Genomic DNA, 25,622 nt, shown 5'->3' with positions numbered 1-25,622 from the left:
GGACATTTAACGGCCCGAGTGGTCGGCTTACAGGGAGCGATCTGATGGTGGCCAATCCTACCGTGCTGTTTCCGCAGCAGACTGAAGCAGCCGCGCGGGCGACCAGCGAAAAACTGCTCGCGGTCGAAAACGTCAACCTCGAATACCGCACGCGTGAGCGGATTGTGCGCGCGACCCACGACGTGAGTTTCGACGTCTACGGCGGCGACCGTTTCGTGCTGCTGGGACCGTCCGGGTGCGGCAAGTCGACCTTGCTCAAGGCGGTGGCCGGCTTTATCGAACCGATGTCCGGCAGCATCTCGCTCGACGGCCAGATTGTGCGCGGCCCCGGCGCCGATCGCATTGTCGTGTTCCAGGAGTTCGACCAGTTGCCGCCGTGGAAGACCGTGCTGCAGAACGTGGCCTTTCCGCTGCGTGTCGCGAAGAAGCTCTCGCGCGCCGAGGCCAACGAGCGGGCGCTGCACTATCTGGAGAAGGTCGGGCTGGCGTCGTTTGCCAATGCTTATCCGCATACGTTGTCGGGCGGCATGAAGCAGCGCGTCGCGATTGCACGCGCGCTGGCGATGCAACCGCGCGTGCTGCTGATGGACGAACCCTTCGCCGCGCTCGACGCGCTGACTCGCCGCAAGATGCAGGAAGAACTGCTGCGTCTGTGGGAGGAAGTGAACTTCACCCTGCTGTTCGTCACGCATTCGATCGAAGAAGCGCTGGTGGTCGGCAATCGCATCCTGTTGCTGTCGCCGCATCCGGGGCGTGTGCGCGCCGAGCTCAACAGTCATCAATATTCGCAGGACAGTTTCGGACGCAGCGATTTTCAGCGCAGCGTCGCGCGTATTCATCACCTGTTGTTCGAAGAGACGGAGGCTGGGCAATGAGTTCTCCCGCCACTTTGCTGCCGCCGGTTCGCGACGAGTACGAGCGTCCGCTCGAACCGCTCGGCGAACTCGTGCTCGAAGCGCCGCTGCCGCTCGGCAAGCGCATTTTCGCGCAGAGCTGGTTGCGCAAGACGCTGATTGCGCTGGTGTTGATCGGCATCTGGGAAATCGCCGCGCGCGCGATCGACAACGATCTGCTGCTGCCCACCTTCGGCGCGACGTTCAGTGCGTTCGTACAAGGCGTGTGGTCCGGCGAACTGCTGCAAAAAACCGCCGTGTCGATGTCCGTGCTGCTGCGCGGCTATCTGCTCGGCGCGGCGCTCGCCTTCTTGCTGACGTCGCTCGCGGTGTCGACGCGCCTAGGCCGCGATGTTCTGTCGATGCTGACGGCGATGTTCAACCCGTTGCCGTCCATCGCGCTGTTGCCGCTCGCGTTGCTGTGGTTCGGCCTCGGCACCGGCAGCCTGCTGTTCGTGCTGGTTCATTCGGTACTCTGGCCGCTCGCACTGAACACCTATTCCGGTTTTCAGTCGGTGCCGGCGACGCTGCGCATGACGGGTCGCAACTATGGGCTCACCGGCCTGCGCCATGTGCTGCTGATTCTGGTGCCGGCGGCGTTGCCGGCGATTCTGGCGGGCTTGCGGGTGGGTTGGGCGTTTGCCTGGCGCACCCTGATTGCCGCCGAACTCGTGTTCGGCGCGAGTTCAGGCAGCGGGGGCCTCGGCTGGTACATCTTCCAGAATCGCAACGAGCTGTATACGGACCGCGTTTTCGCGGGCCTCGCCGCGGTGATCGTGATCGGCTTGCTGATCGAACACCTGGCGTTCGATACGCTCGAACGCGTAACCGTGCGGCGCTGGGGCGTGCAGCACTGAAGGCTCGTCAGCGCGCCATACGCGCACGCCGTACGGGACGAGCGGCGGCGCATCGCGTTGACGAGTACGATAGTGCGGCAGGGCGCTTGCATAGCTCGCACGCTGCGCCGCACAAAGCAAGTTGACGAAAACTCCCGGTTGCTCGCGCTGCCGCCGTGGACTACAAACCTAAAGCTGCGCACGGTCCGCCGCCAACGGGCCGTGCATCTCATTGAGCACGATGTTTCGTAACGAGGCGTGCGGCCCGTCGGTGACGGTGAATACACGAACGCCCTGACCCCGAACCGGTTAGACAAGGAGAGCTCGCCATGGGTATGCGCCCAGATCCCACCTTTCATGCGTCACCGAAACTCGCAATGGATGCGCCCGCGGAAGAATACGCGTACACGGTGCTTCTCAGCCCCGACTTCTCGCAGCCCGACTCGCTCGCCGTGATCGACGTGAAACCCGGCTCGCCCACCTACAGCCAGGTGGTTCACACCGTGCCGGTGCCGTATAAGGGGGACGAGTTCCATCATTTCGGCTGGAATGCCTGCTCGTCGTCGCTTTCGCCGCTGACTGGCCACGCGTTCCTCGAACGGCGCTATCTGATCATTCCGGGTATGCGTTCATCACGCATCTACATCGTCGATACCCATCCGCATCCGACCCAGGCGAAGATTCACAAGATCATCGAGCCCGAGGAGATTTTCCGCAAAACCGGCTACTCGCGTCCGCATACCGTTCACTGCGGGCCGGAAGGGATTTACGTCAGCACGCTGGGCGGTGCAGGGGAAGATGGCACCGACGGGCCACCGGGCATCTTCATCATGGACTGCGAAACGTTCGAGGTGCTGGGCCGCTGGGAGATCGATCGCGGCTCGCAGGAGAAGCACTACGATTTCTGGTGGAACCTGCCGCGCGACTATATGGTGTCGAGCGAATGGGCATTGCCGCCGCAGTTCGAGAACGGCATCGTCCCCGAAGATCTGCTGTCGAACAAATACGGGCACCGGATCCACTTCTGGGATCTGCGGGGCCGGCGCAACGTGCAGACGCTCGATCTCGGCGCGAACCATCAGATGGCGCTCGAAGTGCGGCCCGCGCACGATCCGAGCCGCGAGTACGGTTTTATCGGCGTGGTGGTCGATACGACGAATCTGGAAGGCTCGATCTGGACCTGGTGGCGCGAAGGTGGCGAGTTTCATATCGAGAAGACCGCCACCATTCCGCCCGAGCCCGCCGCCACCGAACAGTTGCCGCCGTTGCTGCAGGGTTTCGGTGCGGTGCCGCCGCTCGTCACGGACATCGACCTTTCCATCGACGACAAATTCCTCTACGTCGCCTGCTGGGGCACCGGCGAGATGCGCCAGTACGACGTGACGGAACCCCGCAAGCCGAAGCTCACCGGATCAGTTCATATCGGCGGGATCGCACGGCGCACGCCTCATACGAACGGCAAGAACTTCGCGGGCGGTCCGCAGATGGTGGAGATCAGCCGCGACGGCAAGCGTGTCTACTGGACCAACTCGCTCTATTCGACGTGGGACAACCAGTTCTACCCGGACGGCGTGCCGGCGGCGCAGGTCATGGCGCGAGCCGAACCCGGCGGCGGCCTCGCGTTGGCCGACGACTATTGGGTGACGTTTCCGGAGGGCTACCGCGCTCATCAGATCCGGCTCGAAGGTGGAGACTGTTCGACCGATTCGTTCTGTTACCCGTCGGTGGGCGTTTGATTGGGGGAGGCTGGTCGCAGACCGGCTTGTGGCTGGCCATACTGGCGAGCGGTCTCTATCACGGGATCAACCCGGCAATGGGATGGCCACTCGCCGTGTCGAGCGGTCTGATGGAGCGGCGCGCACGGGCGTTGTTCGGCGCGCTCGTCTATCTCGCGGTCGGGCACGTGCTGGCCGTGTTACTGGTGATGCTGCCGTTCGCCATGCTGACCGTCCTGCTCGCCTGGCAACGCGCGATACAGGTCGGCGCCAGTCTGCTCGTGATCGGCTTCGGCGTGTTTCTGCTGATCCGGCGACGCCATCCGCGTGTCCTCGTGCGAATTCCGCCGTCACGGCTCACGCTGTGGTCGTTCGCCGTTGCCATTGCGCACGGCGCCGGACTGATGCTCGTACCGATCTACCTCGGACTGTGTAGCGCTTATCAAATGGATCAAGGGCACCGAGCCGCGCAAACGCTGATCGAAGCGAATCTCGGCATGGCGCTGCTCGTCTCAGGTGTCCATGCCTGCGCGATGATGGTTGCCGGTGGTTTTCTGGCCTGGCTGGTCTATCGTTACCTCGGGTTGAAGTTCGTATCGCGGAGCTGGTTCAATCTGGATGCGGTGTGGGCGTTGAGTCTTGTTCTGGTTGGCGCGCTCTCGCTGGTGCTCAACGCGGCGGTAGTCGGCGAGGTGTGAGCGGCCCGTGTGTGGGTTTCTGCTGGCAGACCCTTTGTCTAACTTCCAACACAACGGGCCGGCGCGTACCGGCCCGTTGTATCGTCAGGTGCATATGGCGACGTTGAGCGATACCAGAAGCACCGCGTCGTCGATCACGCCGGTTTGATGAGCCCGAGTTGCCGCAGGGCGGTGACGCCGTCGTCGAGTCCGATTTCTTCGACGATCATGCCGTCTTTGAGCCGTAACACGGTCGTGCCGGTAAAGCGCATGGTCCGGCCAGTCGCTGCAGGCAACGATCCGATGAGGAAGTCGCGGAACGCCGGACCCGTATGTGTGCCGCCACCTTCCCAACGGCCGACGACATAGTCCCCCTCGGCGATGAGATCGGCGGCGCCCCAGAAGTTGAGGTCCGGGAATGCTTCGCGAAAGCCGCTCATGAAAGCCTTGATGTCCTCGCGGCCACGGCGCGGTTCGTGCAGTGAGTATTGAAGAAGCATGTCGGGCGCGGCGAGTTCGTCGACGATGTCGAGGTTGCAGGTCTTGCCCCAGAAGTCGGTAAACCAGCGGCCCACTACGGCCTTGTTGTCATCTTCCCTGGACATGGTGAATTCCTCATTGAATGTGGTTGAACGAGGGAACGCCATCGCTGCCCTCTGTGATGAACAATATGGGCGCGGGCAGTCGGCCGCCTTCCGTTTCTTGCTGCAATACTCGCGTCGAACTCGGTTGCCGAGCGCGCGTTTCGCCGATGGCCGCGCGAACAGATTTCAAAGCGGCGTGGAATAGATCGCCATGGTGAAGCGTTGTATCGGCAGCCCGGATGAACCGGTCGCCTGCACAACGACAGGTTCGTCAACGCGCGTTTCGAGCTCAGCCGAAACCTGCGCCGCCTGAACCGCCGGCGGTTCCCGTCGACGTCACGCCGAGTGTTTGAAGAGAGGCGAGCCAGTCACAGGCTTTCACCGTTTCGAGTCAGAAGGAGCATCGCCATGATTCGTTTGTCACGCAGAACCCGCCATTCGATCAGCGTTATATGGCTGTCGGCCGTGGTCGCCACGTCGGCCGGCGCCGCGCCGATCGACCCACCCGATGGGCGCGCGCTCCTGAGCACGACCGCATCCGGCGTGCAGATTTACTCGTGCGAATACGATGCGAATCACGCGCTCGGCTGGGTGTTCCGCAGTCCGCGCGCAACCTTGTTCGACACGGCCGGGAACGCGGTGATCGAGCATTTGGCGGGACCCTCGTGGGAAGCCCGCGACGGCAGCCGGATCGTGGGTCGTGTTCTCGCGCAGATGCCGAGCGAAGCGCCGAACGGCGTGCCCCAGCTGTTGCTGGAAGCACGTTCCACGGGCGCGAAAGGCATGTTGAGCGACGTGCGTTACGTGCAACGCACGATGACCGCAGGCGGCGTTGCGCCGACCGCGCCATGCACCGTCGAACATGCGACGGGCAGTTCGCCTTACATCGCCACTTATACTTTTTTCAAGTAGCAAGCGGCGACGGATATCGTGTGCGCGAGGCGGATCATTGGCGCGTTGTTTTCGAGCGGGCTGAGTTCGCAGGAGGAATCAGCCGCCAGGTCAGCAACACCACCAGACCGAAAGCGACGTATAGAAGCGTGAACACCCAGCCCGGCAAATCGTAGTAGAGCAGGCGACTCACCCAACGCTGGATGAAGCCTTGCGCGATTCCTTGCCCATCCAGCGAACCCGTACGCAGCCAGTCCTCGAGCGTCGTCAACGGGCAAGCGATACCCAGCAGCGACAGCGTGGCGACGATAACGATCGCTGACAGATGAACGAGCCGGAAAAGCCGCTGGCGTACCCACTTCCAGCCAAGGGCCGAGCCCAGCCAGATCGCGACGAACCCGCACACGATGAACAACGCCAGCAGCGCGTGCACGACAAGCACCGCATCGGCCAGCCCGATCATGATCGGCTAGCGCGTCTTCAGCGCCGGTGCCGCATCACTTCCCAGCAGTCGCGATGGTCCATTCGCCTGAGTTGGCGGCGCCTGCTCATCTCGCGCCAATAATGTCCGGCGACCAGTAGCATGGCGACGCCCAACCCGCATAGACCCACGACGATTCCCGCCGCTGATTCGGCCATGCAACACTCCTTGACTGTGAAACTGATCAAGCGATACGTGTCATTCGTCGTTCGGGATACGAGCGGCGGCCTTCAGAAATATCTGTCCGTCAGCGGTAATGAGCGGGCGTTGCTGCCCGGAAGCGAGGTCTTCCAGCGTGACGAGTTGGCGCTCCAGAAGCGCTTCCAGATCGGCACCGTCCAGACTCAGCAGATCCGGTGCATCCTTGAGCAACATAAGGGTCGCGAATTCGTGTGGACTGAGCATCGTTGTCTCCTGGCTGAGCTTGCTGCCTGGCTGGGAACCTGATCCGTTGACCTCGTGTTGCGAGCAGGATCAATTCGGGGTGTCGGCTGCGCGATGTCATTGTGCATCTGCACGGCATGTCGCGCGCCGAGGTGCTCATCTTAATGCTCAGGCCAGCGAAAGATCAACATGTGGGAAAGGCTTTTTTCGATCCGCTTTGCGTCATGGGTTCGTCAGCGCATACTTAATGCGTGCGACATCTGTCCTGACGAATAGCCTGGCAGCGCTTCCATACACCAGCCTCTCTACTCGAAGCGAGGCCGTATGCCGCGCGCCGCGATCGAAACCTGAAGGAGACATCAGTTGACCACCTTCGTCCTACGTAACGGCGCGCTTCTCGATCCCACCCGTCCTGATCTGTTGGAAGGCTTTGAAATTCTCATCGAGGATGGCTTCGTGCGCGAAGTGTCCGACAAGCCGATCAAAAGCAGCAGCGCGCATGTGATCGACGTCAAAGGCAAAACGATCATGCCGGGTCTGATCGATCTGCATGTGCATGTCGTTGCAATCGAATTCAACTTGCCGCGCGTGGCGACGCTGCCCAATGTGCTCGTCACGCTGCGCGCCGTGCCGATCATGCGCGCGATGCTGCGGCGCGGTTTCACCACCGTACGCGACGCGGGCGGGGCGGGCTATCCATTCAAGCAGGCGGTCGAGTCGGGGCTCATCGAAGGTCCGCGCCTTTTCGTCTCCGGCCGCGCGTTGAGCCAGACGGGCGGTCACGCCGATCCGCGGGCCCGCTCCGACTACATGCCGCCCGATGCCCCCTGCGGATGCTGCGTGCGGGTGGGCGCGCTCGGCCGCGTGGCGGACGGCGTCGATGAAGTGCGCCGCGCCGTGCGCGAGGAACTGCAGATGGGCGCGGACCAGATCAAGATCATGGCGTCGGGCGGGGTGGCTTCACCTACAGATCCCGTCGGCGCATTCGGTTACTCGGAAGACGAGATCCGCGCCATCGTCGCCGAAGCAGAGGGACGCGGCACGTATGTGCTGGCGCACGCCTATACGTCCGCGGCGATCGCGCGCGCCGTGCGGTGCGGTGTGCGCACGATCGAACACGGCAATCTGATCGACGAGGAGACCGCACGCCTCGTCGCGGAGCACGGCGCGTATGTCGTGCCCACTCTCGTCACTTACGACGCGCTCGCCAGCGAAGGCGAGAAATACGGACTGCCGCCGGCCAGCATTGCGAAGGTCGCGGACGTGCATGGCGCGGGTCTGCACTCGATCGAAATCATGAAGCGAGCCGGCGTGAAGCTGGGCTTCGGCACGGACCTGCTCGGCGAGGCGCAGCGGCTGCAAAGCGATGAGTTCCGGATTCTGGCCGACGTCATGTCGCCGGCCGAGGTGATCGCGAGCGCGACGCTCGTCGGCGCGGAAGTGCTCGGCATGCAGGACAAGCTCGGCAGAATCATGCCGGGCGCGCATGCCGATCTGCTGGTGGTCGACGGCAATCCTTTGAAGTCCGTCGATTGCCTGTTAGGTCAGGGCGAGCATATTCCGCTCGTCATGAAGGACGGCCGGATCTTCGTCAACGAACTCGAAAGCGCCTGACCGTACCCGCGCGCGTGCGCGCCGCCCCCGTGTCCTGATCGGAGCTTGCCCCATGTCGATGATTGCCGCCCGTATCGAGCGATTGCCGTTTTCAGGTTTTCACCGCCGTTTATTGCTGATGGGCGGCCTCGGCTACACCTTCGACGCGATGGATGCCGCCGTGCTCGCGTTCCTGCTGCCGGTGCTGCGCACGCAGTGGGGCTTGACTAGCGTGCAGACCGGCGTGCTGGGAAGCGGTACGTTCATGGGCTATTTCTTCGGCGCGATGCTCGCGGGCATGCTCGGCGACATCATCGGCCGACGCAAGGTCATGATGTATGCGCTCGTGATCTACTGTGTCGCCTCGCTTGCCAGCGCGCTCGCGAACGACTGGGGCTTTTTTCTGGCGACGCGCATTGTCGCCGGGCTGGGGACGGGAGCGGAAAGCGCGATTGTCGCGCCGTTCCTCTCGGAGTTCGTGGCGCGGCGGTATCGCGGCAGCTTCACCGGCAGCCTCGCGGGATTTTTCTCGTTTGGCTTCGTGGCGGCTGCACTGCTCGGCTATCTGGTGATCCCGCTCGCACCCAACGCATGGCGCGCGGTCATGGTCATCACGGCGCTGCCCATCGTGATGTTGCTCTGGTGGCGCCGCGCGTTGCCCGAGTCGCCGCGCTGGCTCGAGGCACGCGACCGGCATGCGGAAGCCGATGCGATCGTGTCGCGCATGGAAGCGGAGGTGACGAAGGCCGGCGTGCGGTTGGAGCCACTGCCTGCCGTGCGCGAGGAAGCCGTTCCGCTCGCGGCCGGACGAGCCTCGATCATCGCCAACGTCAAGGCGTTATGGGCAGCGAAGCTCGCGCGCATCACGGCCATGACCTGGCTGATGTGGCTATCCATCACGTTCAGCTACTACGCGTTTTTCACGTGGATTCCCGGTTTGCTCGTTCAGAACGGAATGACGATCACGCGGAGCTTCTCGTATTCGCTCGTGATTTACATCGCGCAGATCCCTGGATACTTTTCGGGCGCGTGGCTCAACGAGAAGATCGGCCGGCAGGCAACGATTGCGTCGTACATGATCTTGGGCGGCATCTCGGCGCTCGGGCTTGCGTTGACGGGTACGGATACAGGCATTATGGTGTCGGGCATCCTGCTTTCGTTCTTCATGAACGGCACCTATGCCGGCGTTTATGCCTATACCCCGGAAGTGTTTCCCACCGACGTGCGCGCGACGGGCACCGGGCTCGCTTCGTCGATTGGCCGGCTGGGTGCGATCGCCGCGCCTATCCTCGTCGGATACGTCTATCCGCGTCTGGGTTTCGCCGGTGTGTTCGGGGCGACGACGCTGGTGCTGCTGATCGGCGCGCTGGCGGTGCTGCTCATGGGCGTGCCGACGCGCGGAAGATCGCTGGAAGACATTGCAGCAGGGCAGATCAATCCGTGAGGAAAAGCAGGCGCGGTTATCGCGACGACCAGTCCACCTGTGCGATGGAGCGCGCGCAAATGCTTGAATCACGAAGGGCTGAACGCGCGGCACCGCGTCCAGCCCCGTGATGCACCCTCAAGCGCGGGTCGGCGCGACCGCCGTGCGCGGCCGCAGCGTTGCCATGATCAGATACGTGCCGCCGCCGATCAGCACGCCGAAGAACCAGCCGTAGGTATTCCACCAGACCGGCAGCAGCGTAGTGAAGTTCGGCAGAAAGGTCGAAAACACGCTGCCGATCGCCGCCGCGATCAGCGCGTTGACGTTCCAGCCGCCTTCATAACGGTACTCGCCGTGCTCCTGATACAGCGCCGCCACGTTGATGTTGCCCTTGGCCACCAGATAGTAGTCGACCAGAATGATTCCCAGCAAAGGGCCCATCGTCGCGCCGATCGCGTTGACGAAGTGCGCGGCGTTGCCTTCCCACGGCGCGAACGGGTAGAGCACCAGCGCGATGGCCGCGGCAATGTAGCCGCCTTTCTTGAAACTGATCTGCCTGGGGAACACGTTGGAGATGTCGAACGCGGCCGAGACGAAATTGGCGACCACGTTGATGCCCAGCGTGGCGACCGCGAAGGTCAGCGCGGCGATGAACGCCAGTACCCAGCTATCGAATTTGGCGGAGATCTGCTCGGGGTGCAGCAGCACCTCGCCATACACCTTGAAGGCGGCGATGGTGGTGATGCCGGCGACCAGCGAGAACGCGATCAGATTGACCGGCAGGCCCCACAGATTGCCTTTCTTCACGGCGTCGCGATTCTTCGCGTAGCGCGAGAAGTCGCAGAAGTTCAGGTACAGCGCCGCGAAGTAGGTGATCCAGGTCGCGCCCACCGCCATCAGCGCCCAGAACGAGCCGGGATCGCCGCTGACACCGGCGTCTCTGGTTTTATCGAGCAGCACGTCCATCGGAATGCCGTGCGAGAACGAGAAGCCGCCGGCCTTCACGCACAGCCCGATCGCCAGAATCAGCATCGCGACCCACACCGCCGGGCCCGCCCAGTCCTGGAACTTGCGCACTGTCTCCATGCCCTTCTGGATGATGAGCAGCTGCAGCGCCCAGATGACCACGTAGCAGATCACCTCCAGCGCCGAGTGGCCGAGGAAGTGCGTGCCCTTGTAGAACGCCATCAGGCTGTCGTTGCGGATGAGCAGCGCGACCAGCGCGCCCGCCGCCGCGGCCGTCTGCGCGCCGTACCAGAAGCAGGCCACCACGGCGCGCACCAGCGCCGCGAGATTGGCGCCCCACACGCCGAATGAAGCACGCGCCAGTACCGGGTAAGGCACGCCGGTCTTCTCGCCGGCGTAGCCGATCAGGTTCATCAACGCATAGATCACCAGCGAGCCGATCCCGATCGCCAGCACGAAGTTCGTGAACGTGCCGCACAGCAGGAACAGGCTGGCGGCGAGGTAGTAGCCCCAGAGGCTGTGCACGTCCGAGGTCCAGACGTTGAAAATGCTGAAGGCTCCCCAGTTGCGCACCCTCGAAGGGGCGAGATCTTCGTTGTAGAGGCCGGGCGAAGGGTCGCGGATTTCCATTTGTCATCTCCTTTGAGTTCGTGGAACTGAGGAAACGCCGCCGGAAGTCCCCGGGCGGCACTACCCCCGCGTCTGAAGCAGGCTCGTATGCCAGAACTGTATGCAGTTTGCTGCGCAGGGCTGAATGGGTTAACCCTAAAGCGAGGGGCATGCGGACGCAAACTGGCTGCCAGCGCCTGTCCCGCGACGATATGCGCGGAAGCGCACAGAGCGGGCCCGGACCCGGCGCTAGTCTGATCGATGGCGCAGAGAAGTCTGCGCCGACATCAGGGAGTCGCGCTGTCGCGCGCAATGCACGTTTACGCCATCAGGTGCCATCGATGCGTCTCCAGGCCGCTCACTACGCGTTGTTCCTTATCTGCGGATGCCTGTCTATCCCGGATGCCCTGGCCGACGATGCCGCCGGCGTCGTCAAGACGGTCAAGGGCACGGTGCAGATCGAGCGGTCCGGCGCAAGTTCGGGCGCGGCGATCGGCAGCGAGGTGTATGGCAAGGATCGGATCGTGACCGGTCCGCAATCCTCCGTCGGCATCACGTTGCGCGACACCACCCAGCTCTCGGCCGGCGCCGATACCATTCTCGACCTCAATCAATTCGCCTTCAATACCACGACCCATGGCGGCGTGCTCGACGCTTCCGTTAAACGCGGTTCCCTCGCCGTGATTTCCGGCAAGCTGGCGAAAGCGAATCCGGATGCCGTCCGGTTCAGCACGCCGACTACCACGCTCGGCGTGCGCGGCACCGAGTTCATCATCGAAGTCGGCGGTAAAGGGGAGGGCGCGCGTTGAAGGCCGCAATTCGACGTTACGGGCTGGCGTGGGCAGCGGCATGCGTCATGCTCGCTTCGCTGGCTGCGTGTAGTACTCCGGACAAAATTATTCTATTGCCGGATCCCGACGGCAAGGTCGGCGCGGTGGTGGTCCATAGCGCCACCGGAGAGCAGACCATCGACAAGGCTTACGCGGGCGTCGACGTCACGAAGGGCGGCAGCATCGAGACAACGGTGGATAGCCAGTCCACCGTGCAGGCACGCTACGGCGAACTGCTCGCGGCCCGGCCGCCGCGGCCCATGACATTCACGATCTATTTTCTGTTCGACTCCGCCACCGAATTGGCCCCTGAGTCGGCCGCCACCGTGCAGAAACTGAAAACCGTCCTCGCGACCTGGCCCGCGCCTCAACTCGTGGTGGTTGGTCACACCGACCTGGCAGGCTCGCAGGAATTCAATGACAGACTGTCCATGCAGCGGGCGCAGACGGTTGCCGCCTTCCTGATCAAGCAAGGCATTCCCGCCCAACGGATCGAGACCGCGGCCCGTGGCAAGCGCGAGCCGCTGGTCCCCACGGCGGATGGGATGCCCCATCGCATGAACCGGCGCGCGGTCATCACCATCCAATGACCCGCGCCAGACCGCGTGTTCAATGGTCGTGCCGTCGATGAAACGCTATTTCGCCCCATGGGTCGCGCGGACCAGGCATCTGCTGAGGTCGGCCCAGGGGCGCCCGGTGGCACTGGCATTGTTGTTTGGCCTGAGCCTGCTCAATCTCACCAGCGAATGGCCGAGCGACATACCGCGCCCGGCTTTCGTCGACACGATCGACGAGACGCTGCCCGACTCTTTCAAAACCGCCCGGCAAATTCTGTTCGACCAGTATCAGCGTCACTATCCGCGGGTTCCGGCTGCGCAGCCCGTGACCATCGTGGAGATCGACGAGGAAACACTGGCGAGCGTCGGTCAATGGCCGTGGCCGAGAGACCGACTCGCGACGCTAGTCGATGCGATCGACGCACTGAAACCGCTAGCAATCGGCCTCGACATTTACATGCCCGAGCCGGATCAGACCTCGCCCGACAAGGTGGCCGCCGATCTGCCCAAATCGGCAGCGGCGCTGGCCGCCGGCTTGCGGGCGCTGCCGAGCCACGAAGCCATTCTCGCGCGCTCGTTGCGCGCAGCGCCGACCATACTGGGTGCCGCGCCGCTCGATCATGCCGGGTTTGCGGCCCGCACCGACATGCGCAGTGCGCCGATCCTCGTGCATGGCGCCGACCCGCTCGACTCGGTGCAACGCTACGACTATGTACTCGCCAGCCTGCCGGAATTGCAGGCGGCGGCTCACGGACAGGCGATGTTGAGCGTCGCGCTCGAGCAGGGCGTGGTGCGGCATATTCCGCTCGTCATGGGTTTGCGGGACAAGCTCGTCCCCAGCCTGCCGATGGAAATGCTGCGTCTTGCCACCGGATCATCCGCGATCGACGTCTTTGCCGATTCGTCGGGCGTGCAAGCGGTGGGCGTCGCGGACGTGCAGGTGCCCACGCAGCCCGGCGGCGACATCTGGCTGCATTTCGCGTCCATTCGCTCGACGCTCGGCCGCTACGTGTCGGCACGCGACGTCCTGCAGGGGAAGGTCGACCCCGACCGGATCCGCAACAAGCTGGTGCTCGTCGGCCTGACAGGCGCCGGCTTGACCGACATGCGCACGACCGCGCTGCGCGAACTGGTGCCGGGTATCGAGATTCAGGCGCAAGTGATCGAGACGATTGTCGAGGGACGGTTCCTGCGCCGGCCCACCTGGCTGAAATGGGCGGAAAGCGCCTTCATCATGACGTTCGGGCTGCTGATCATCTGGTATGTGCCGCGGCGTCAGTCGCGCTTCGCGGTGTTCATGCGGACCGTCCCGAAGGGATCCACCGTGCTGGGCTTGCTGCTGCACCTGCTGAACGTGTTGTGCTGCTTTCTGATTTTTATCCGCTTCGGGCTGCTGGTCGACGCGGCCTCGATTTTCATTATTCTGTCCGCCGTCATGGGCAGCTTTCTTACGCCCGCATTGCTTCATGCCGACGAACCAGTCAGAACGGAGACCGCGCCCGCGCAGGGGCGTGAGGAAGGCGGCGATCGCACCGGCAAAGCGCCGGAAGCTTGAGAGAGACTCTGATTGCAGTCGAAGCGCGCCCCCCTGAATGAGGTCGGGTTGCAGCACATCCGGCTGCAATTCTACGAGTCATCCAGGCGAGCACGAAACGTCATTATTCCATCGAATCGTGGCGGCTGGGTGACGACACGCACTAACCCAAGGCAGGCGAAATTCACGTTGCGCACGCGTGGCGAATCCGGGTCGCTACGCTGCGGTGCAACGAATCGAAGTTCGTATTGCTGCGCTAAGTGAGCGCGTAATCGATCCATGTTCCGTGCATGGAACTTTTGCCGTCAATAACCGTATATACTGTTTATACCGTTAATTTTTATAGGGATATTTTTATGAGCGCACCGAGCCTGAAGAAAGCAACGAAGAAGACTTTTCACTTCCCGAAGGGTGCCGACACCGCCCCCGAAACCACGCCCGAAACCGAGGGCAAGGTTGCCGAACCCACCGCGACCGTCGCGGTGAAAAAGAAGAGCGCGAGCGCGAAGAAAGTGTCGAAGGAAAAGAAGGTTGCCGCCGACGCAGCGGCGCCTGTCAAAGCAGCCGTGGCGGTCAAAGAAAAGCGCGCGAAAAAAGAGAAAGTCGTGCGCGACAGCTTCACCATGCCGAAATCGGATTACGACAAGATTGCTGCACTGAAACAGAAGTGCCTGGAAGCCGGCGTGTCCGTGAAGAAGGGCGAAATTCTGCGTGCCGGACTGGTTCTGCTCGAATCCGCGGCGCTGAAGCGTCTTCTCGCGGCCGTGTCCGCAGTGGAGCAGGTCAAGACTGGGCGCCCTGCGAAGTCGTAGGCTTCGGCGAGCGCCGGCTCGTTGCAAGCGCCGGCCCTGCGGGTCGCTATATGCTGCGCGCAGACGGTTCGATCAGCGAGAGAAGTGGACTGCGAGATCGGCTGCGTGGCTATAGTCGCCGGGCAGTCTCGATGCACTGTTGGACGTCATGGTCAGCACTTCGACGATCCCCTTTGTCGAAGTACTGACCGACAGCGTGCCCACGTCCGCGACCTTCGCCCAGGTACAACGCGTAATTTCGTTGCTGGGCACGGGCTGGTCGCCATCGGCAAGGGTCGCGACAAATACGTGGTGACACGTGTGAATGCCCGTGAAGCCGAACAGATACCGCATGTCCCTCGCATGAAGGCGAGTTTCCTCCATCAATTCGCGCATTGCGGTTTCACGAAGATCTTCCCCTGTCTCGGGCTTGCCGCCGGGCAGCGACCAACGCGTGCCTTCCCGGCTGACCAGGAGGATTCGCCTGCCAAGCTGGCAGACAACAGTCGCTCGTTGCTTCACAGTGTCTCTCATGTTTTTGTGCCGCGTTGCGTCGAGCATGTCGCATGCCTGGTTCGGGCGATGCGGGCCACACAGCGGGCACTATCGTCGGGACGGCGACACAATCTGCGCGCCATGCCGCCCGTCCGGCCAGGGACGGTGCGATCATCGATCGTCGTTTTTAAGTGTGACAATATTGTGGCGCCTTCGATCGAAGGCCAATGAACTCACGCGATGTCGGTAGTGATCCGGTCGCGCGCGCTGCTATCCGCGAGGCTTTCCAACGCCTGGCTTCCGTCCGTGCGAGCGGCGTCCTCGACCGCGAAGGTTGTTTCGCTGAAGGCGATCAGTTTGAATCCGCTTCCCTTCGCGCGCGGAACCGTGATGCCCCAATGCCAGCCTCCGGCTTGCTCGAAGACATGCAACACGGGGACGGTTGGAGTGTGTGAAGACTGAGAAGTCGTCATGGCGCATTCTCCCGTCATAGTGCGACCATGGGTGCACGATTGCAGTTGCCCCACCCTCAGTCTACAGGTATTTGCTGCACTGCAATATGCCGACCGTGGTAAAAACGTCGAATCGTGAAGCGTCATAATTTTGAAAAGATTCGCCGCTCGCCGAGATATGCGAACATGAATTGACGAATTATTGATCCGACATGATCTACGGGGGCTCCATGAGTAGCGATTCGCTCATTTGGGCAGCGGTGCCGCACAATAGTGACGGCGTTGTCTTTCAGATTCGCATCGTCCACGGACTTCAACGTTTCCATGTGTCGCGCCGCGCGCTCGAAGATGTGTTCGACCTCGAACCCCACGCTTCGGACGCGAAACAACTGCAGCATTTCTATTCGCATCTGACGCGCATCCTGGCCCGGGCCGGCGAGAAGCGTTCGGTCTGCGGTTCCAATACCGTTGCACTTCAGGCAGCCGACTTCAGGTCGACGAGCAGAGAGCCGTTCGCACCGAGTCGACATGCAATGGCATGAAGCGCGGCGTTAGCCGCGCCACTGCCGAAACTGCGTCTACAGCCAGCGCCAGATGCCCGCGGCCCAGCCGGTGAGCGGGATATGAGCCCAGGTCGCCGCAAGCCAGACGACCAGGCCGCCTAGCAGCGCATGCATGCCGAACCCGCCCAGCCGCGCGCGGCCGGCGGCGACCGCCGCGAACGGCAGGTAGCTGGTCTGCGATTCCCATGCGCGCCAGAGTTCGGGTTGGAGCCGCTCCTTCTTCCGGTCCTGCAGCGCAGCGCCGACCAGCGCGAGAACCACCATGGCCGCTGCAAGGATGACGTTCTTGGCCACCGGAAACACGGCGATATGGCACAGCCCCCACAGCGCGATCGACCACATCATCGGGTGGCGCGTTACCGCGAACACGCCGCGCGCGGCGTCGGGAAACGGACTGGGCCGGCCGCCGGTGGGCAGCGCGGGATTGCGTATCAGGGAACCCATCAGCAGGATCGACGCGATCAGCATGACCACGGTCGCAATCGCCCAGAGCCCGTCTCCTACCGGCCATAGCGGCGCGGAGAGAGGCGCCTTGATGTAAGCCACGATCAGCCAGCCGAGCGTCACGAACGCGACCAGCGAATAGACACCCAGGAACGGCGTTTCGCCGATCGCGCCGACCAATGGCCTGCGCAATGGATGAGACAGGAGAAAGTGACTGCCCAGAAAGGCGATTGCCGCTGCCGCAACTGCGCTGATGCTTCCCATTGACACGGCTCCTCAAGTGGTTGACCGCGGCGCCGTCATGGTCGACGGCGCGGTGCTTGGGCTCCCGACCTTGAAACAGGGCTTCGCCCGTCCGTCACTCTCGCACACTCCAGCATTGCGCCGCGCAAAAACAAACGGTGCGGCTCCGATACATACATCGGAACTCGCACCGTAACCTGGCAGTTTATTTTCACCCGATGGGGCCGCGTTCCGTCAGGGTAGCAACCCTGACGGAAGCGCGCCGCCCGTTCAGGCGAGGTCGAAGCGGTCGAGGTTCATCACCTTGACCCATGCGGCGACAAAGTCGCGGACGAATTTCTCCTTGCCGTCCTCGCTGGCATAGACCTCGGACAGCGCCCGCAACTGGGCATGCGAACCGAACACCAGATCGACGCGGCTACCGGTCCACTTCACAGCGCCGGTTTTGGCGTCGCGTCCCTCGAAGACGGTGCGCGCCGGCGAGACCGGTTTCCATTCCGTGCCCATGTCGAGCAGGTTGCGGAAGAAGTCGTTGGTCAGCGTTTCCGGCTTGTCGGTGAAGGTGCCTTGCGGATTCTGGCCGGTCCCGACGTTCAGCGCGCGCAAGCCGCCGATCAGCACCGTCATTTCCGGCGCGGTCAGCGTCAACAATTGCGCTTTGTCGATCAGCAATGCCTCGGCCGGGACCTTGATATTCTCCTTCACATAATTGCGGAAACCATCGGCGAGGGGTTCGAGCGCGCCGACGGATTCCACGTCGGTCTGGTCTTGCGAGGCGTCCATGCGCCCCGGCGCAAACGGCACCGTCACCGGATGGCCGGCGTTCTTTGCCGCCTGCTCGATGCCGGCATTGCCGGCTAGCACGATCAGATCGGCGAGCGACACCTTCTTGCCGCCGGACTGCGCGCCGTTGAACTCGCTCTGGATACCTTCGAGGGTCTTCAGTACCTTGGCCAACTGCTCGGGCTGGTTGACGGCCCAGTCTTTCTGCGGGGCGAGGCGAATACGCGCACCATTCGCGCCGCCGCGCTTGTCCGAGCCGCGGAATGTGGACGCCGACGCCCACGCCGTCGACACCAGTTGCGACACCGGCAGCCCCGACGCGAGAATCTTCTGCTTGAGCGAGGCGATGTCCTGTTCGTCGACGAGCGGATGGTCGACTGCCGGAATCGGGTCCTGCCAGATCAGTTCTTCCGCGGGCACTTCCGGTCCGAGATAGCGGGCGCGCGGTCCCATGTCGCGGTGCGTCAGTTTGAACCATGCGCGGGCGAAGGCATCGGCGAGCTGGTCGGGATTTTCCAGGAAGCGCCGCGAAATCTTCTCGTAGGCCGGGTCGAGGCGCAGCGCGAGGTCGGTGGTGAGCATCGTCGGCCGCTGCTTCTTCGAGGGATCGTGAGCATGCGGGATCGTCTCGTCGGCACCCTTGGCAACCCACTGGTTGGCGCCGGCCGGGCTCTTGGTCAGCTCCCACTCGTACTTGAACAGGTTCTCGAAGAAGTTGTTGCTCCACTTCGTCGGCGTGGTGGTCCAGGTGACTTCCAGCCCGCTGGTGATCGTGTCGGCGCCCTTGCCGGAACCGTAACTGTTCTTCCAGCCAAGCCCCTGGTTCTCGAGATCCGCGCTCTCCGGTTCGGGACCGACGTTGTCGGCCGGACCGGCGCCGTGCGTCTTGCCGAAGGTGTGGCCGCCGGCGATCAGCGCGACGGTTTCCTCGTCGTTCATGGCCATGCGGCCAAAGGTTTCGCGGATGTCGTGCGCGGCGGCAAGCGGATCCGGATTGCCGTCCGGGCCTTCCGGGTTGACGTAAATCAGGCCCATTTGCACGGCGCCCAGCGGATTTTCCAGGTTGCGTCCGTTGTCGTCGCGGCTGACTTCTTCGCCGTGTTTTTCGACGTCGGCGACGATCACGCCACCGTCGTCTTCATTGCCCGCGGCGCCCTTGCCATAGCGGACGTCGCCGCCCAGCCAGGTCTTTTCGTTGCCCCAGTAGACGTCCTGATCCGGCTCCCACGTGTCCGGGCGACCGCCGCCGAAGCCGAAGGTCTTGAAACCCATGGTTTCAAGCGCGACATTGCCGGTCAGGATCAGCAGATCGGCCCAGGAAATCTTCTGACCGTACTTTTGCTTGATCGGCCAGAGCAGGCGGCGCGCTTTGTCGAGGCTGACGTTGTCCGGCCAGCTGTTGAGCGGCGCGAAACGCTGCTGGCCGCGCCCGGCGCCACCGCGGCCGTCGCCGATGCGGTACGTGCCGGCACTGTGCCAGGCCATGCGGATGAAGAGCGGACCGTAGTGGCCGAAGTCGGCCGGCCACCAGTCCTGCGAATCGGTCATTAGCGCGGCGAGGTCCTTCTTTACCGCGGCCAGATCGAGGCTTTTGAAAGCCTCGGCGTAATTGAAGCTTTCGTCCAGCGGGTCCGACTTGCTGGAGTGCTGGCTCAGCAGGTCCAGCCGCAGTTGTTTGGGCCACCAGTCACGGTTCGTCGTGCCGCCGCCGGCGGCATGGTTGAACGGGCACTTTGCTTCGCTTGACATGCGCTATCTCCTTGTGAGGACGTACCCACCGTTTGTTCTGTCGCGGCGTCTGTCTCCTATGGCGCATTGCACGATCTCGCGCCGACAAGCAGCCGGAACATTACCCGGTGGGCTCTCGTGAGTGTACTGGGTGTACCGCTGCGATTACATGACGCATAGGGTCTCCATCCGTTGCGCATGTCGTCGCATGCTTTGGACGAGGATAGTTCGCGTCGCCGTGCCTGCTGCTGCAACTCAAAATATAGGTGAGACTCACCACCAATAGAATGAGATTAAGGCAATGCCGGCGATAGTACACGCCTATGAAATACGGCGTGCTTTCGGTGCCATAGCGCGTGCTGTCCGGCCCCATCGGTTGGGGCGGACAAAGCGGGCGGCATCACGATGGAGGGGAAGGGGTTAGGGGGCGGACAGAGCAGGTCCGCCACCAGGCATCGAAGGCGGCGCTTAGCCGTTCAGTGCGGCGACGAGACGGGTCAGGCGGGCAACGCGATAGCTGAACAGCGGCGCGTGCGGACAGTTTTTCAGATGTTCGACGCGATCGCGCCAGTAGGTGGGCGGGAACGGTTCTCGTGACGCGCTGGCAATGACGCGTTCCAGATGAACCAGCTCGCGCTCGAAAATGTGGTGGTGCATTGTTTGAATCCCCGTGAATGGCTAGTGTGGTCCGCTCACGCCGTCGCTAACAATCTGACGGCGCGTAGGGTTGCAAAAAGCAGATTCTGGTTGGGCGAATGCGCCGTGCGTGACGCGGCCCGATAAGAAGAGCAAGCCGCCGCTGCTTGTTCCCGCAAAGGAAGGCAACGACGGCCGCACCCCGTGGCGTCTCGCCTGGTGCATAGCCAGACGGAGTCCGCCATTTCGCGGTGACGCATCGCAACGATCCTCTCTATGGAAGCATTCGGTCGCGATGCGTCGACACACGACATTCACAGCTACAACAACAGCACAGCCCTCTCTCGGTCTGTTGCCAACGACACGGCGTCGTTGGACTCGATCGGCGCGGCAACCAGTTCGGATCACTAACCGACCGGCCTCGGTAAAAACAGAAGGGCCAAGGTTCGGCTACGTCGGCGATTCAGCGGCAATCCGCATGTCACCGGACGTCGGTGAGTCGAACGCTTTGCAGCGCGTGATCTGGTTGGTCTCTCAGGGTCCCCCGACTTGTCTGACGGATTTGCTGCATGTTCCGCAAGCCGCCCGCCCAGGTTGCATTTCCAGGCGGCTCGTAGTCCCACCATTTAAGCAATGACCGTGCCAAGCGCCTATCCGGCGCCAGGCGGCAGTGCCGGCAAGTTTCAGACGCGCAAGTGGTCAGTCTCGTCCATGAACGACCTCAAAATTGGACGATATCGTCCATTTGACCGTATCGAGCATGACGCGCGGGCGCTTTCGTCCAGGCGGGACGAAAGCGATGGGAGCGAGGAGGCAGGGAGGGGAATGCGGGAGAATCCGGAGCGGCAAGCATTCCGCTCCGGATGGTTACCACGATAAAAGCGCGCGCCTTACGACTGCAGACTGACCTTGCTGTAAGTCAACCGGCTGGGACGTACCTTCATGCGCACCAGCGACACGAGGAAGCTGAAGCCGGCCTGATTCGGATCGATCACCGGCACATACGCGCCGAGCGCCTCGGTAAGCAGCGTGGACACGCGGCTCGCGACGTCCACGAAACCTGTGCAGCCGAGCAGAATGGTTTGCGCGCCGTCGTCCTTGATCGCCTTCAGTGCCGCCTCGAAGGTGCGAACGACCACCACGTCGACGTTGTCGAGCTGCGAGACCGGGCAATCAATCGCGTGGATCGACGCGAAGTTGTCCTGGATGCCGTAGGTCTGCGGATGACCGCGCTGCATCGCCAGCGTGCTTTGCAGGATCGTGATGATCGAGAAGCGCTGGCTGAGCGCGAGCGCGGTGAAGGCCGCAGCGGGAAAGCCGCCGATGATCGGAATATCGATCACTTCGCGCGCGGCCTCGACGCCGCACATGTCGAAGTCGGTCAGCCAGATGCCGTCGAAGCCGTCGTTGGCGATCGCCTGCGCGAGTTCGACCACCGGCATGCCGTTCTGCAGCCAGTTCGTACGGTTTTCGATATCGGGATGTCCGGTGGTGATATTGCGGATCTCGACCTGCACGTCCGACGGCAAGACCGGCGCGATGGCCTTCATGATGCGGTCGTTGTACGCCGACGTGGCGACGGGCACGAGCACGCAGATGCGGATAGGCGAGTTCGAAGGCGTGCTCATGCTGCCTCTCCCTTGCGTGCGGTGTGAAGCGTTTCAAGCGGCACATACGGCCCAAGATAGCCGAGCGTGTTCAGCAACTGCATGAAGCTGTCGAGAATCAGGCCGGGCTTGCGCAACTCGGCTTCGGCACGCCAGGCGATCAGCGTCACCGGGCGCTTGCCGATCGCCGGGTTCAACGAACCGTCTTGCTGAAGCAGATCGCCGTTGCTGAAGATCGCCTGACCTTCGCCGCCGACGAAATACGCCACGCTGTCCGGCGACAACACGATCGGCTGCGGACTGGCGCTGTCCCACGCGAGCAGCGACTCGTTCTGATACAGCACCGTATAGGTCCGCTGGCCGGCCTGAATATGCACCTTGCCGACGTCGAAGCCGCCACTCGTATCCACCTCGGCCGAAACGAGTTCGCCGGGCTCCGAGATGGCGCGCGCGGCGAGTCCGCAATGCTCGGCGAGATAGCCGATCATCTGCTGGGCGCTGCCGATGCGGCCGGCCTGCAACGCGCGTCCGAGTTCCAGCGCGCGCGTCAAGGTGCCATGAATCGACGTGGCGCGGCGGATCTCGGCCGGCTTCATCACCCACATCGCGAGGCCGCCGAACTGGCCGAACTCGGGATCGGCGACGACCGGGCGCATCATCTGCTCGACGATCGCCGAGACGTCGCGCTGATGCGTCGGGCCGCCCTGGTTGCTGTTGCGCGGCGTCACGTCGAGTTCGACGCACAGGCCGCCCTGGCTCACGAGAAACGCCGGTCGCGGATCGATCTCGGCGGCCGCGAAGGTCAGCATCGGCAGCGAGGGCACGGCGCGGCCGGCGCCATCGGCGTCGATCACCGCGAGGCCGAGTTTGGCCGCCACCAGCGCCGCCACGGTGAAGCCCAGCGCGCCGCTTTCCGGCGGCATGACGTAGGCGAGCTTGGTCGATTGCGAGGCGAGCCGGGCCTGGACGTTCTGCACGGCCGTCACGGGGCCGAGCGGATACGTCGCGGAGTTGATCGCTTCAGGCGCGCCGAGGTAGGCGACCATGACGGCCGCACCCTCGGTGGCCTCGTCGACCGACACGACCTTGACCGTGTCGGTGGGGTAATAGTCGCCGGTTACGAAATGCTCGGCGAGATGCCGCGCGGATTCGATAGTGCCGCCGCCGCCGCTGCCGAAGAACGCTGCTCCCAATAGCAGCGGTTCCAGATCTTCCCGGCGTAGTTCATATGCCATTTGCGATTCCTTTACTGTCGAGGTTGAGAGAAGCGTCCAGCTGAAGTTCGGCAAGCAGGCTCGCGGCGTTGGTGACGCGACTGGTCGGATCCGTGGTCAGCGAGCGCAAGCCGCGCTCGAGTGTGTCGATGGCTTCGGCGCTGCGGCCGGTGGAGCGCAGCAGATCGGCGAGATAGCGCGCGGCGTCCACGCGCGCGGGCACCGAACCGAACGCGAGCGCGGTGGACAGCGCGGTGCGCAGACCGAGTTCGGCCGCGTTCACGTCACCGAGCGCCCACTGCGCGCGCGCTCGGGTCACCAGCAGTTCGCCCAGATAGACGCGCTCCTGGCGGGCGAGAGTCTCGTCGATCGCGGTGGCGAGAATCGCCTCGCAGATCTTCGCGCGGCCGGCGCGCAGCAGCAGTTCACCGTGCTGCCACGTCTTGAAGGAATAGAACAGCGCACCGCCATTGCACACGACGTGGTTGTCGTAGCCGTCGAGCATCACGGTCTCCGCTTCGTCGGAATGGCCGAGCGCACTGAGGTGGCAGGCGCGCAGCACCTGGCCGACGCCGCGATAAAACGCGAAGCCGTTCGCGATCGACACCGATTCGAGTTCGCTCGCGAGATGGCCGAGCCGGTCCACGTCGTCGAACAGGCAGGCGAGCCACGCGGCGCCCTGCAGGTTGACGGCATGCGCGAGCGCGTGCGCGCCCGGCTCGGACGCGCGCAGGATCAACATCTCCATGGCGCGCCGCGCCTGGCCGAATGCGCCGATCTGATACGCGGCCAGTCCTTCGAAAGTCAACGCGAGGCTGGCGAGATCGATCCCTTGCGAGCCGGTACGGGTGTCGTTGCGTCCCACGCCGAGCAGGTTGCCGCGCGCGAGACAGGCCAACGCTTCCTCGCTGTCGCCGAGCCAGAAGAGGGTGTTGGTCATCGCGACGTGGGCTTCGTCGAGCGAAACCCGGTCGCCGCCGTTCTGCGCGCGCTCCAGCATGTTCTGCGCGGTGCCGCGCGCCTGCTTCAGCTGAAGCGTCGTCAGCTGGGTGGTCCAGATGCCGAACTGGATCGCGGCGATTTCGGCGGGCTCGCAGACGCCTTCGCCGATCGTCAGCGCGGCGGCGTAGCAGGCGGTGGCCTCCGCATAGAGCCAGCCGTGCACGCTGCGCAAGCTCATGCCGAGCAAGCGGTAGGCGTCGAACTGCAAACGGCGCACGGCCTCCTGTTCATGAGGCGTCTGCAGCAGGTCGAGGCAACGGCGCAGCAGTGGGATCGCTTCCGCGAACTTCGACTCCTCGATCAGCGCGCTCGCGTGTTCGAGACACTTGCGCGCTTCCCTGTGGTGTTCCTCGCGCGACTTCAAACGCCGCTCGATGGTCTTGCGCCCGACGCCGAGCAGGGTGGCGGCCGCGCTCTTGTTGCCGCTGGTCCGCTCGAGCGCGCGGTCGATCAGAAGGTCTTCGGCGGCGGCGAGCTTGTCGCGGCCGTCGAGTTGCAACAGCATGTCGGCGAGACTCGCGCGCGACACCGGCCCGCTGGTTTCATTGGCGAGAAACGGCTCGAGCGAGTCGACATCGATCAGCGTGTTTTCGGCGAGCACGCTCAACTGGCTGATCAGGTTGCGCAATTGCCGGATATGGCCCGGCCACGAATGCTGGCAGAGCCGCCGGACGGCAGCCGGCGAGAACTCGAGACGGCGCGTGTGCTGCGCTGCGAAGTGAGTGACCAGCGCGGGGATGTCCTCGATGCGCTGCTCGAGTCCGGGGACCGCGAGCACGAACACCGCGAGCCGGTAGAACAGGTCTTCGCGAAATAGCCCTTCGCGCGCGAGTTCGCGCAGGTCGCGATGGGTCGCGGCGACGACGCGCCCCGCAAAATTCAGACTGGTGGATGAGCCGATCGGACGGAAGGTCCGCGTTTCAAGCACGCGCAACAGTTTCGGTTGCAGCGCGAGCGGCAGTTCGCCGATTTCATCGAGCAGCAGCGTGCCCTTGCCGACCTGCTGAAAAAGTCCCGGGCGGTTTTCGGCCGCGCCGGTGAACGCGCCTTTCACATGCCCGAACAGTTCGGCTTCGACGAGGTTCTCGGGGATCGCGCCGCAGTTGACGTCGACGAACGGTTGATCCTGGCGCTGGCTGTGCGCATGCACCCGGCGCGCGACCAGTTCCTTGCCCGAACCCGTCGGGCCGAAGATGAGCAAAGGGTGATCGGTCGGGGCAACCCGATCGATCATCCGGACCAGTTGGCGAAACGCCGGGGCGCCGCCCACGAAGGCGCCCGAATCAGCCTTGTCGTGGGCGAACGGAACGACAGGGGTGTAACTCATTGCAAAGGACGCTCCACTTGAACCGCGTGTGGCGCTACGCGGAAATTGCCGTCGAGACGACGGAGCGGACGGTCATGCTTCGAGCGCGTTGCCGGTGAAGTCTTCCGGATGCGTTGTCGGGACCGTCCGCTGCAAGAAGAGACAGAGTATGACGGCTTGTCGCCGATCTTGCCCTTTGCCAAATTAATCGTCGCCACGGCGCATTGGCGGATTTGATCGCATTGTGTTGCGCGCCGTGCAGCGCTGTCCGGGTGGAGGGAAATGAAAGCTTGCGGCGCTGCCGCGCGTTCGGCGGGAGGCGGAGTAGATGGCGTATAAGGGCAAGGCACGAATGGGTATCTTGGGGACGGCAAAAACGCGCCTG

General features: G+C 63.4%; 25 protein-coding genes. 12 read left to right on the top strand and 13 right to left on the bottom strand.

Annotated elements, in window-relative coordinates:
* Positions 1-44: 44 nt before the first annotated feature.
* The 4 genes from B0G81_RS35225 (at position 45) to B0G81_RS35210 (ending at position 4,142) form a co-directional block, all read left to right on the top strand.
* Positions 45-875 (top strand): ABC transporter ATP-binding protein, encoded by an 831-nt coding sequence (locus B0G81_RS35225; protein ID WP_134142011.1) that lies wholly within the window; start codon positions 45-47, stop codon positions 873-875.
* Positions 872-1,750 carry an ABC transporter permease gene (locus tag B0G81_RS35220; RefSeq protein ID WP_134142009.1) on the top strand — a complete coding sequence of 293 codons (879 nt, stop codon included), beginning with the start codon at positions 872-874 and terminating at the stop codon, positions 1,748-1,750. Before B0G81_RS35225 ends, B0G81_RS35220 begins: the two co-directional genes overlap by 4 nt.
* Positions 1,751-2,058: 308 nt before the next feature.
* Complete coding sequence (locus B0G81_RS35215; protein ID WP_134142007.1) at positions 2,059-3,465, top strand: selenium-binding protein SBP56-related protein; 1,407 nt, start codon at positions 2,059-2,061, stop codon at positions 3,463-3,465.
* The gene (locus B0G81_RS35210) at positions 3,462-4,142 is read left to right on the top strand and encodes a hypothetical protein (protein WP_134142005.1); all 681 of its coding nucleotides are present in this window, start codon (positions 3,462-3,464) and stop codon (positions 4,140-4,142) included. The genes B0G81_RS35215 and B0G81_RS35210 overlap by 4 nt, the downstream gene beginning before the upstream one ends.
* A 134-nt stretch (positions 4,143-4,276) precedes the next feature.
* On the opposite strand, the gene B0G81_RS35205 is transcribed toward B0G81_RS35210, so the two are convergent.
* Complete coding sequence (locus tag B0G81_RS35205) at positions 4,277-4,726, bottom strand: ester cyclase (protein ID WP_106281331.1); 450 nt, start codon at positions 4,724-4,726, stop codon at positions 4,277-4,279.
* A 387-nt stretch (positions 4,727-5,113) separates the two neighbouring features.
* On the opposite strand from B0G81_RS35205, the gene B0G81_RS35200 reads away from it, so the two are divergent.
* Complete coding sequence (locus B0G81_RS35200) at positions 5,114-5,617, top strand: DUF3455 domain-containing protein (protein WP_134142003.1); 504 nt, start codon at positions 5,114-5,116, stop codon at positions 5,615-5,617.
* Positions 5,618-5,651: 34 nt separating this feature from the next.
* Here B0G81_RS35200 and B0G81_RS35195 read toward each other — a convergent pair whose 3' ends face one another.
* From B0G81_RS35195 to B0G81_RS35190, 3 genes are read right to left on the bottom strand one after another with little or no spacing between them, the layout of a single operon-like run.
* Positions 5,652-6,059 (bottom strand): DUF2784 domain-containing protein, encoded by a 408-nt coding sequence (locus tag B0G81_RS35195; RefSeq protein ID WP_106281327.1) that lies wholly within the window; start codon positions 6,057-6,059, stop codon positions 5,652-5,654.
* A gap of 17 nt (positions 6,060-6,076) precedes the next feature.
* Positions 6,077-6,235, bottom strand: coding sequence for a hypothetical protein (locus B0G81_RS43935; RefSeq protein ID WP_158608150.1), 159 nt, complete (start codon positions 6,233-6,235; stop codon positions 6,077-6,079).
* Between the two features lie 40 nt (positions 6,236-6,275).
* Positions 6,276-6,482, bottom strand: coding sequence for a hypothetical protein (locus B0G81_RS35190; RefSeq protein ID WP_106281325.1), 207 nt, complete (start codon positions 6,480-6,482; stop codon positions 6,276-6,278).
* Positions 6,483-6,824: 342 nt separating this feature from the next.
* On the opposite strand from B0G81_RS35190, the gene B0G81_RS35185 reads away from it, so the two are divergent.
* Both B0G81_RS35185 and B0G81_RS35180 read left to right on the top strand, forming a co-directional pair.
* Complete coding sequence (locus B0G81_RS35185; RefSeq protein ID WP_134142001.1) at positions 6,825-8,075, top strand: amidohydrolase family protein; 1,251 nt, start codon at positions 6,825-6,827, stop codon at positions 8,073-8,075.
* Positions 8,076-8,127: 52 nt separating this feature from the next.
* Entirely contained in the window at positions 8,128-9,498 is a 1,371-nt protein-coding gene (locus B0G81_RS35180) for an MFS transporter (RefSeq protein ID WP_116117021.1), read from the top strand.
* A 117-nt stretch (positions 9,499-9,615) separates the two neighbouring features.
* Here the strand turns inward: B0G81_RS35180 and B0G81_RS35175 are convergent, their stop codons facing one another.
* On the bottom strand, positions 9,616-11,073 hold the full coding sequence (locus B0G81_RS35175; RefSeq protein ID WP_106281321.1) for a cytosine permease: 1,458 nt from the start codon (positions 11,071-11,073) through the stop codon (positions 9,616-9,618).
* A gap of 149 nt (positions 11,074-11,222) precedes the next feature.
* On the opposite strand from B0G81_RS35175, the gene B0G81_RS35170 reads away from it, so the two are divergent.
* The 4 genes from B0G81_RS35170 to B0G81_RS35155 all read left to right on the top strand — a co-directional run bounded on the left by B0G81_RS35170 (position 11,223) and on the right by B0G81_RS35155 (position 14,785).
* Positions 11,223-11,861 carry a FecR domain-containing protein gene (locus B0G81_RS35170; RefSeq protein ID WP_243856697.1) on the top strand — a complete coding sequence of 213 codons (639 nt, stop codon included), beginning with the start codon at positions 11,223-11,225 and terminating at the stop codon, positions 11,859-11,861.
* Positions 11,862-11,908: 47 nt separating this feature from the next.
* Positions 11,909-12,472, top strand: coding sequence for an OmpA family protein (locus tag B0G81_RS35165; protein WP_134141999.1), 564 nt, complete (start codon positions 11,909-11,911; stop codon positions 12,470-12,472).
* Between the two features lie 37 nt (positions 12,473-12,509).
* A complete protein-coding gene (locus tag B0G81_RS35160) occupies positions 12,510-13,994 on the top strand; it encodes a CHASE2 domain-containing protein (RefSeq protein WP_243856695.1) in 1,485 nt (494 codons plus the stop codon).
* Between the two features lie 335 nt (positions 13,995-14,329).
* Positions 14,330-14,785 (top strand): hypothetical protein, encoded by a 456-nt coding sequence (locus B0G81_RS35155; RefSeq protein ID WP_134143299.1) that lies wholly within the window; start codon positions 14,330-14,332, stop codon positions 14,783-14,785.
* A gap of 72 nt (positions 14,786-14,857) precedes the next feature.
* Here the strand turns inward: B0G81_RS35155 and B0G81_RS35150 are convergent, their stop codons facing one another.
* Together B0G81_RS35150 and B0G81_RS35145 are read right to left on the bottom strand one after the other, a co-directional pair.
* On the bottom strand, positions 14,858-15,325 hold the full coding sequence (locus B0G81_RS35150; RefSeq protein ID WP_243856694.1) for an NUDIX domain-containing protein: 468 nt from the start codon (positions 15,323-15,325) through the stop codon (positions 14,858-14,860).
* Positions 15,326-15,492: 167 nt separating this feature from the next.
* Positions 15,493-15,732 (bottom strand): hypothetical protein, encoded by a 240-nt coding sequence (locus B0G81_RS35145; protein WP_116117015.1) that lies wholly within the window; start codon positions 15,730-15,732, stop codon positions 15,493-15,495.
* Positions 15,733-15,941: 209 nt separating this feature from the next.
* Between B0G81_RS35145 and B0G81_RS35140 the strand changes: the two genes are divergently transcribed.
* A complete protein-coding gene (locus tag B0G81_RS35140) occupies positions 15,942-16,253 on the top strand; it encodes a hypothetical protein (protein ID WP_134141995.1) in 312 nt (103 codons plus the stop codon).
* Positions 16,254-16,289: 36 nt separating this feature from the next.
* On the opposite strand, the gene B0G81_RS35135 is transcribed toward B0G81_RS35140, so the two are convergent.
* The 6 genes from B0G81_RS35135 to B0G81_RS35110 all read right to left on the bottom strand — a co-directional run bounded on the left by B0G81_RS35135 (position 16,290) and on the right by B0G81_RS35110 (position 25,258).
* Entirely contained in the window at positions 16,290-16,982 is a 693-nt protein-coding gene (locus tag B0G81_RS35135) for an NnrU family protein (protein ID WP_134141991.1), read from the bottom strand.
* Between the two features lie 249 nt (positions 16,983-17,231).
* Positions 17,232-19,493: a catalase/peroxidase HPI gene (gene katG, locus B0G81_RS35130; protein ID WP_134141986.1), complete on the bottom strand. Its 2,262-nt coding sequence runs from the start codon at positions 19,491-19,493 to the stop codon at positions 17,232-17,234.
* Between the two features lie 447 nt (positions 19,494-19,940).
* Positions 19,941-20,129, bottom strand: coding sequence for a hypothetical protein (locus B0G81_RS35125; RefSeq protein WP_106281306.1), 189 nt, complete (start codon positions 20,127-20,129; stop codon positions 19,941-19,943).
* Between the two features lie 869 nt (positions 20,130-20,998).
* Positions 20,999-21,736 carry an aspartate/glutamate racemase family protein gene (locus B0G81_RS35120; RefSeq protein WP_134141982.1) on the bottom strand — a complete coding sequence of 246 codons (738 nt, stop codon included), beginning with the start codon at positions 21,734-21,736 and terminating at the stop codon, positions 20,999-21,001.
* Entirely contained in the window at positions 21,733-22,950 is a 1,218-nt protein-coding gene (locus B0G81_RS35115; protein WP_134141980.1) for a DUF917 domain-containing protein, read from the bottom strand. Before B0G81_RS35115 ends, B0G81_RS35120 begins: the two co-directional genes overlap by 4 nt.
* Positions 22,940-25,258, bottom strand: a complete 2,319-nt coding sequence (locus tag B0G81_RS35110; RefSeq protein WP_134141978.1) for a sigma-54 dependent transcriptional regulator — start codon at positions 25,256-25,258, stop codon at positions 22,940-22,942. Before B0G81_RS35110 ends, B0G81_RS35115 begins: the two co-directional genes overlap by 11 nt.
* Between the last annotated feature and the right edge of the window lie 364 nt (positions 25,259-25,622).

It is taken from the genome of Paraburkholderia sp. BL6665CI2N2, assembly GCF_004366535.1.
GTDB lineage: Bacteria > Pseudomonadota > Gammaproteobacteria > Burkholderiales > Burkholderiaceae > Paraburkholderia.
This window is presented reverse-complemented; position numbering and strand designations above follow the sequence as displayed.

What these genes read in the sequence shown, in the direction of transcription:
- katG (WP_134141986.1), bottom strand. Translation starts at nt 19,493, where the DNA reads ATGTCAAGCGAAGCAAAGTGCCCGTTCAACCATGCCGCCGGCGGCGGC.
- B0G81_RS43935 (WP_158608150.1), bottom strand. Translation starts at nt 6,235, where the DNA reads ATGGCCGAATCAGCGGCGGGAATCGTCGTGGGTCTATGCGGGTTGGGC.
- B0G81_RS35115 (WP_134141980.1), bottom strand. Translation starts at nt 22,950, where the DNA reads ATGGCATATGAACTACGCCGGGAAGATCTGGAACCGCTGCTATTGGGA.
- B0G81_RS35120 (WP_134141982.1), bottom strand. Translation starts at nt 21,736, where the DNA reads ATGAGCACGCCTTCGAACTCGCCTATCCGCATCTGCGTGCTCGTGCCC.
- B0G81_RS35200 (WP_134142003.1), top strand. Translation starts at nt 5,114, where the DNA reads ATGATTCGTTTGTCACGCAGAACCCGCCATTCGATCAGCGTTATATGG.
- B0G81_RS35125 (WP_106281306.1), bottom strand. Translation starts at nt 20,129, where the DNA reads ATGCACCACCACATTTTCGAGCGCGAGCTGGTTCATCTGGAACGCGTC.
- B0G81_RS35135 (WP_134141991.1), bottom strand. Translation starts at nt 16,982, where the DNA reads ATGGGAAGCATCAGCGCAGTTGCGGCAGCGGCAATCGCCTTTCTGGGC.
- B0G81_RS35180 (WP_116117021.1), top strand. Translation starts at nt 8,128, where the DNA reads ATGTCGATGATTGCCGCCCGTATCGAGCGATTGCCGTTTTCAGGTTTT.
- B0G81_RS35160 (WP_243856695.1), top strand. Translation starts at nt 12,510, where the DNA reads ATGAAACGCTATTTCGCCCCATGGGTCGCGCGGACCAGGCATCTGCTG.
- B0G81_RS35205 (WP_106281331.1), bottom strand. Translation starts at nt 4,726, where the DNA reads ATGTCCAGGGAAGATGACAACAAGGCCGTAGTGGGCCGCTGGTTTACC.
- B0G81_RS35165 (WP_134141999.1), top strand. Translation starts at nt 11,909, where the DNA reads ATGCTCGCTTCGCTGGCTGCGTGTAGTACTCCGGACAAAATTATTCTA.
- B0G81_RS35175 (WP_106281321.1), bottom strand. Translation starts at nt 11,073, where the DNA reads ATGGAAATCCGCGACCCTTCGCCCGGCCTCTACAACGAAGATCTCGCC.
- B0G81_RS35145 (WP_116117015.1), bottom strand. Translation starts at nt 15,732, where the DNA reads ATGACGACTTCTCAGTCTTCACACACTCCAACCGTCCCCGTGTTGCAT.
- B0G81_RS35195 (WP_106281327.1), bottom strand. Translation starts at nt 6,059, where the DNA reads ATGATCGGGCTGGCCGATGCGGTGCTTGTCGTGCACGCGCTGCTGGCG.
- B0G81_RS35110 (WP_134141978.1), bottom strand. Translation starts at nt 25,258, where the DNA reads ATGAGTTACACCCCTGTCGTTCCGTTCGCCCACGACAAGGCTGATTCG.
- B0G81_RS35220 (WP_134142009.1), top strand. Translation starts at nt 872, where the DNA reads ATGAGTTCTCCCGCCACTTTGCTGCCGCCGGTTCGCGACGAGTACGAG.
- B0G81_RS35150 (WP_243856694.1), bottom strand. Translation starts at nt 15,325, where the DNA reads ATGCTCGACGCAACGCGGCACAAAAACATGAGAGACACTGTGAAGCAA.
- B0G81_RS35170 (WP_243856697.1), top strand. Translation starts at nt 11,223, where the DNA reads ATGCGGACGCAAACTGGCTGCCAGCGCCTGTCCCGCGACGATATGCGC.
- B0G81_RS35155 (WP_134143299.1), top strand. Translation starts at nt 14,330, where the DNA reads ATGAGCGCACCGAGCCTGAAGAAAGCAACGAAGAAGACTTTTCACTTC.
- B0G81_RS35190 (WP_106281325.1), bottom strand. Translation starts at nt 6,482, where the DNA reads ATGCTCAGTCCACACGAATTCGCGACCCTTATGTTGCTCAAGGATGCA.
- B0G81_RS35215 (WP_134142007.1), top strand. Translation starts at nt 2,059, where the DNA reads ATGGGTATGCGCCCAGATCCCACCTTTCATGCGTCACCGAAACTCGCA.
- B0G81_RS35225 (WP_134142011.1), top strand. Translation starts at nt 45, where the DNA reads ATGGTGGCCAATCCTACCGTGCTGTTTCCGCAGCAGACTGAAGCAGCC.
- B0G81_RS35140 (WP_134141995.1), top strand. Translation starts at nt 15,942, where the DNA reads ATGAGTAGCGATTCGCTCATTTGGGCAGCGGTGCCGCACAATAGTGAC.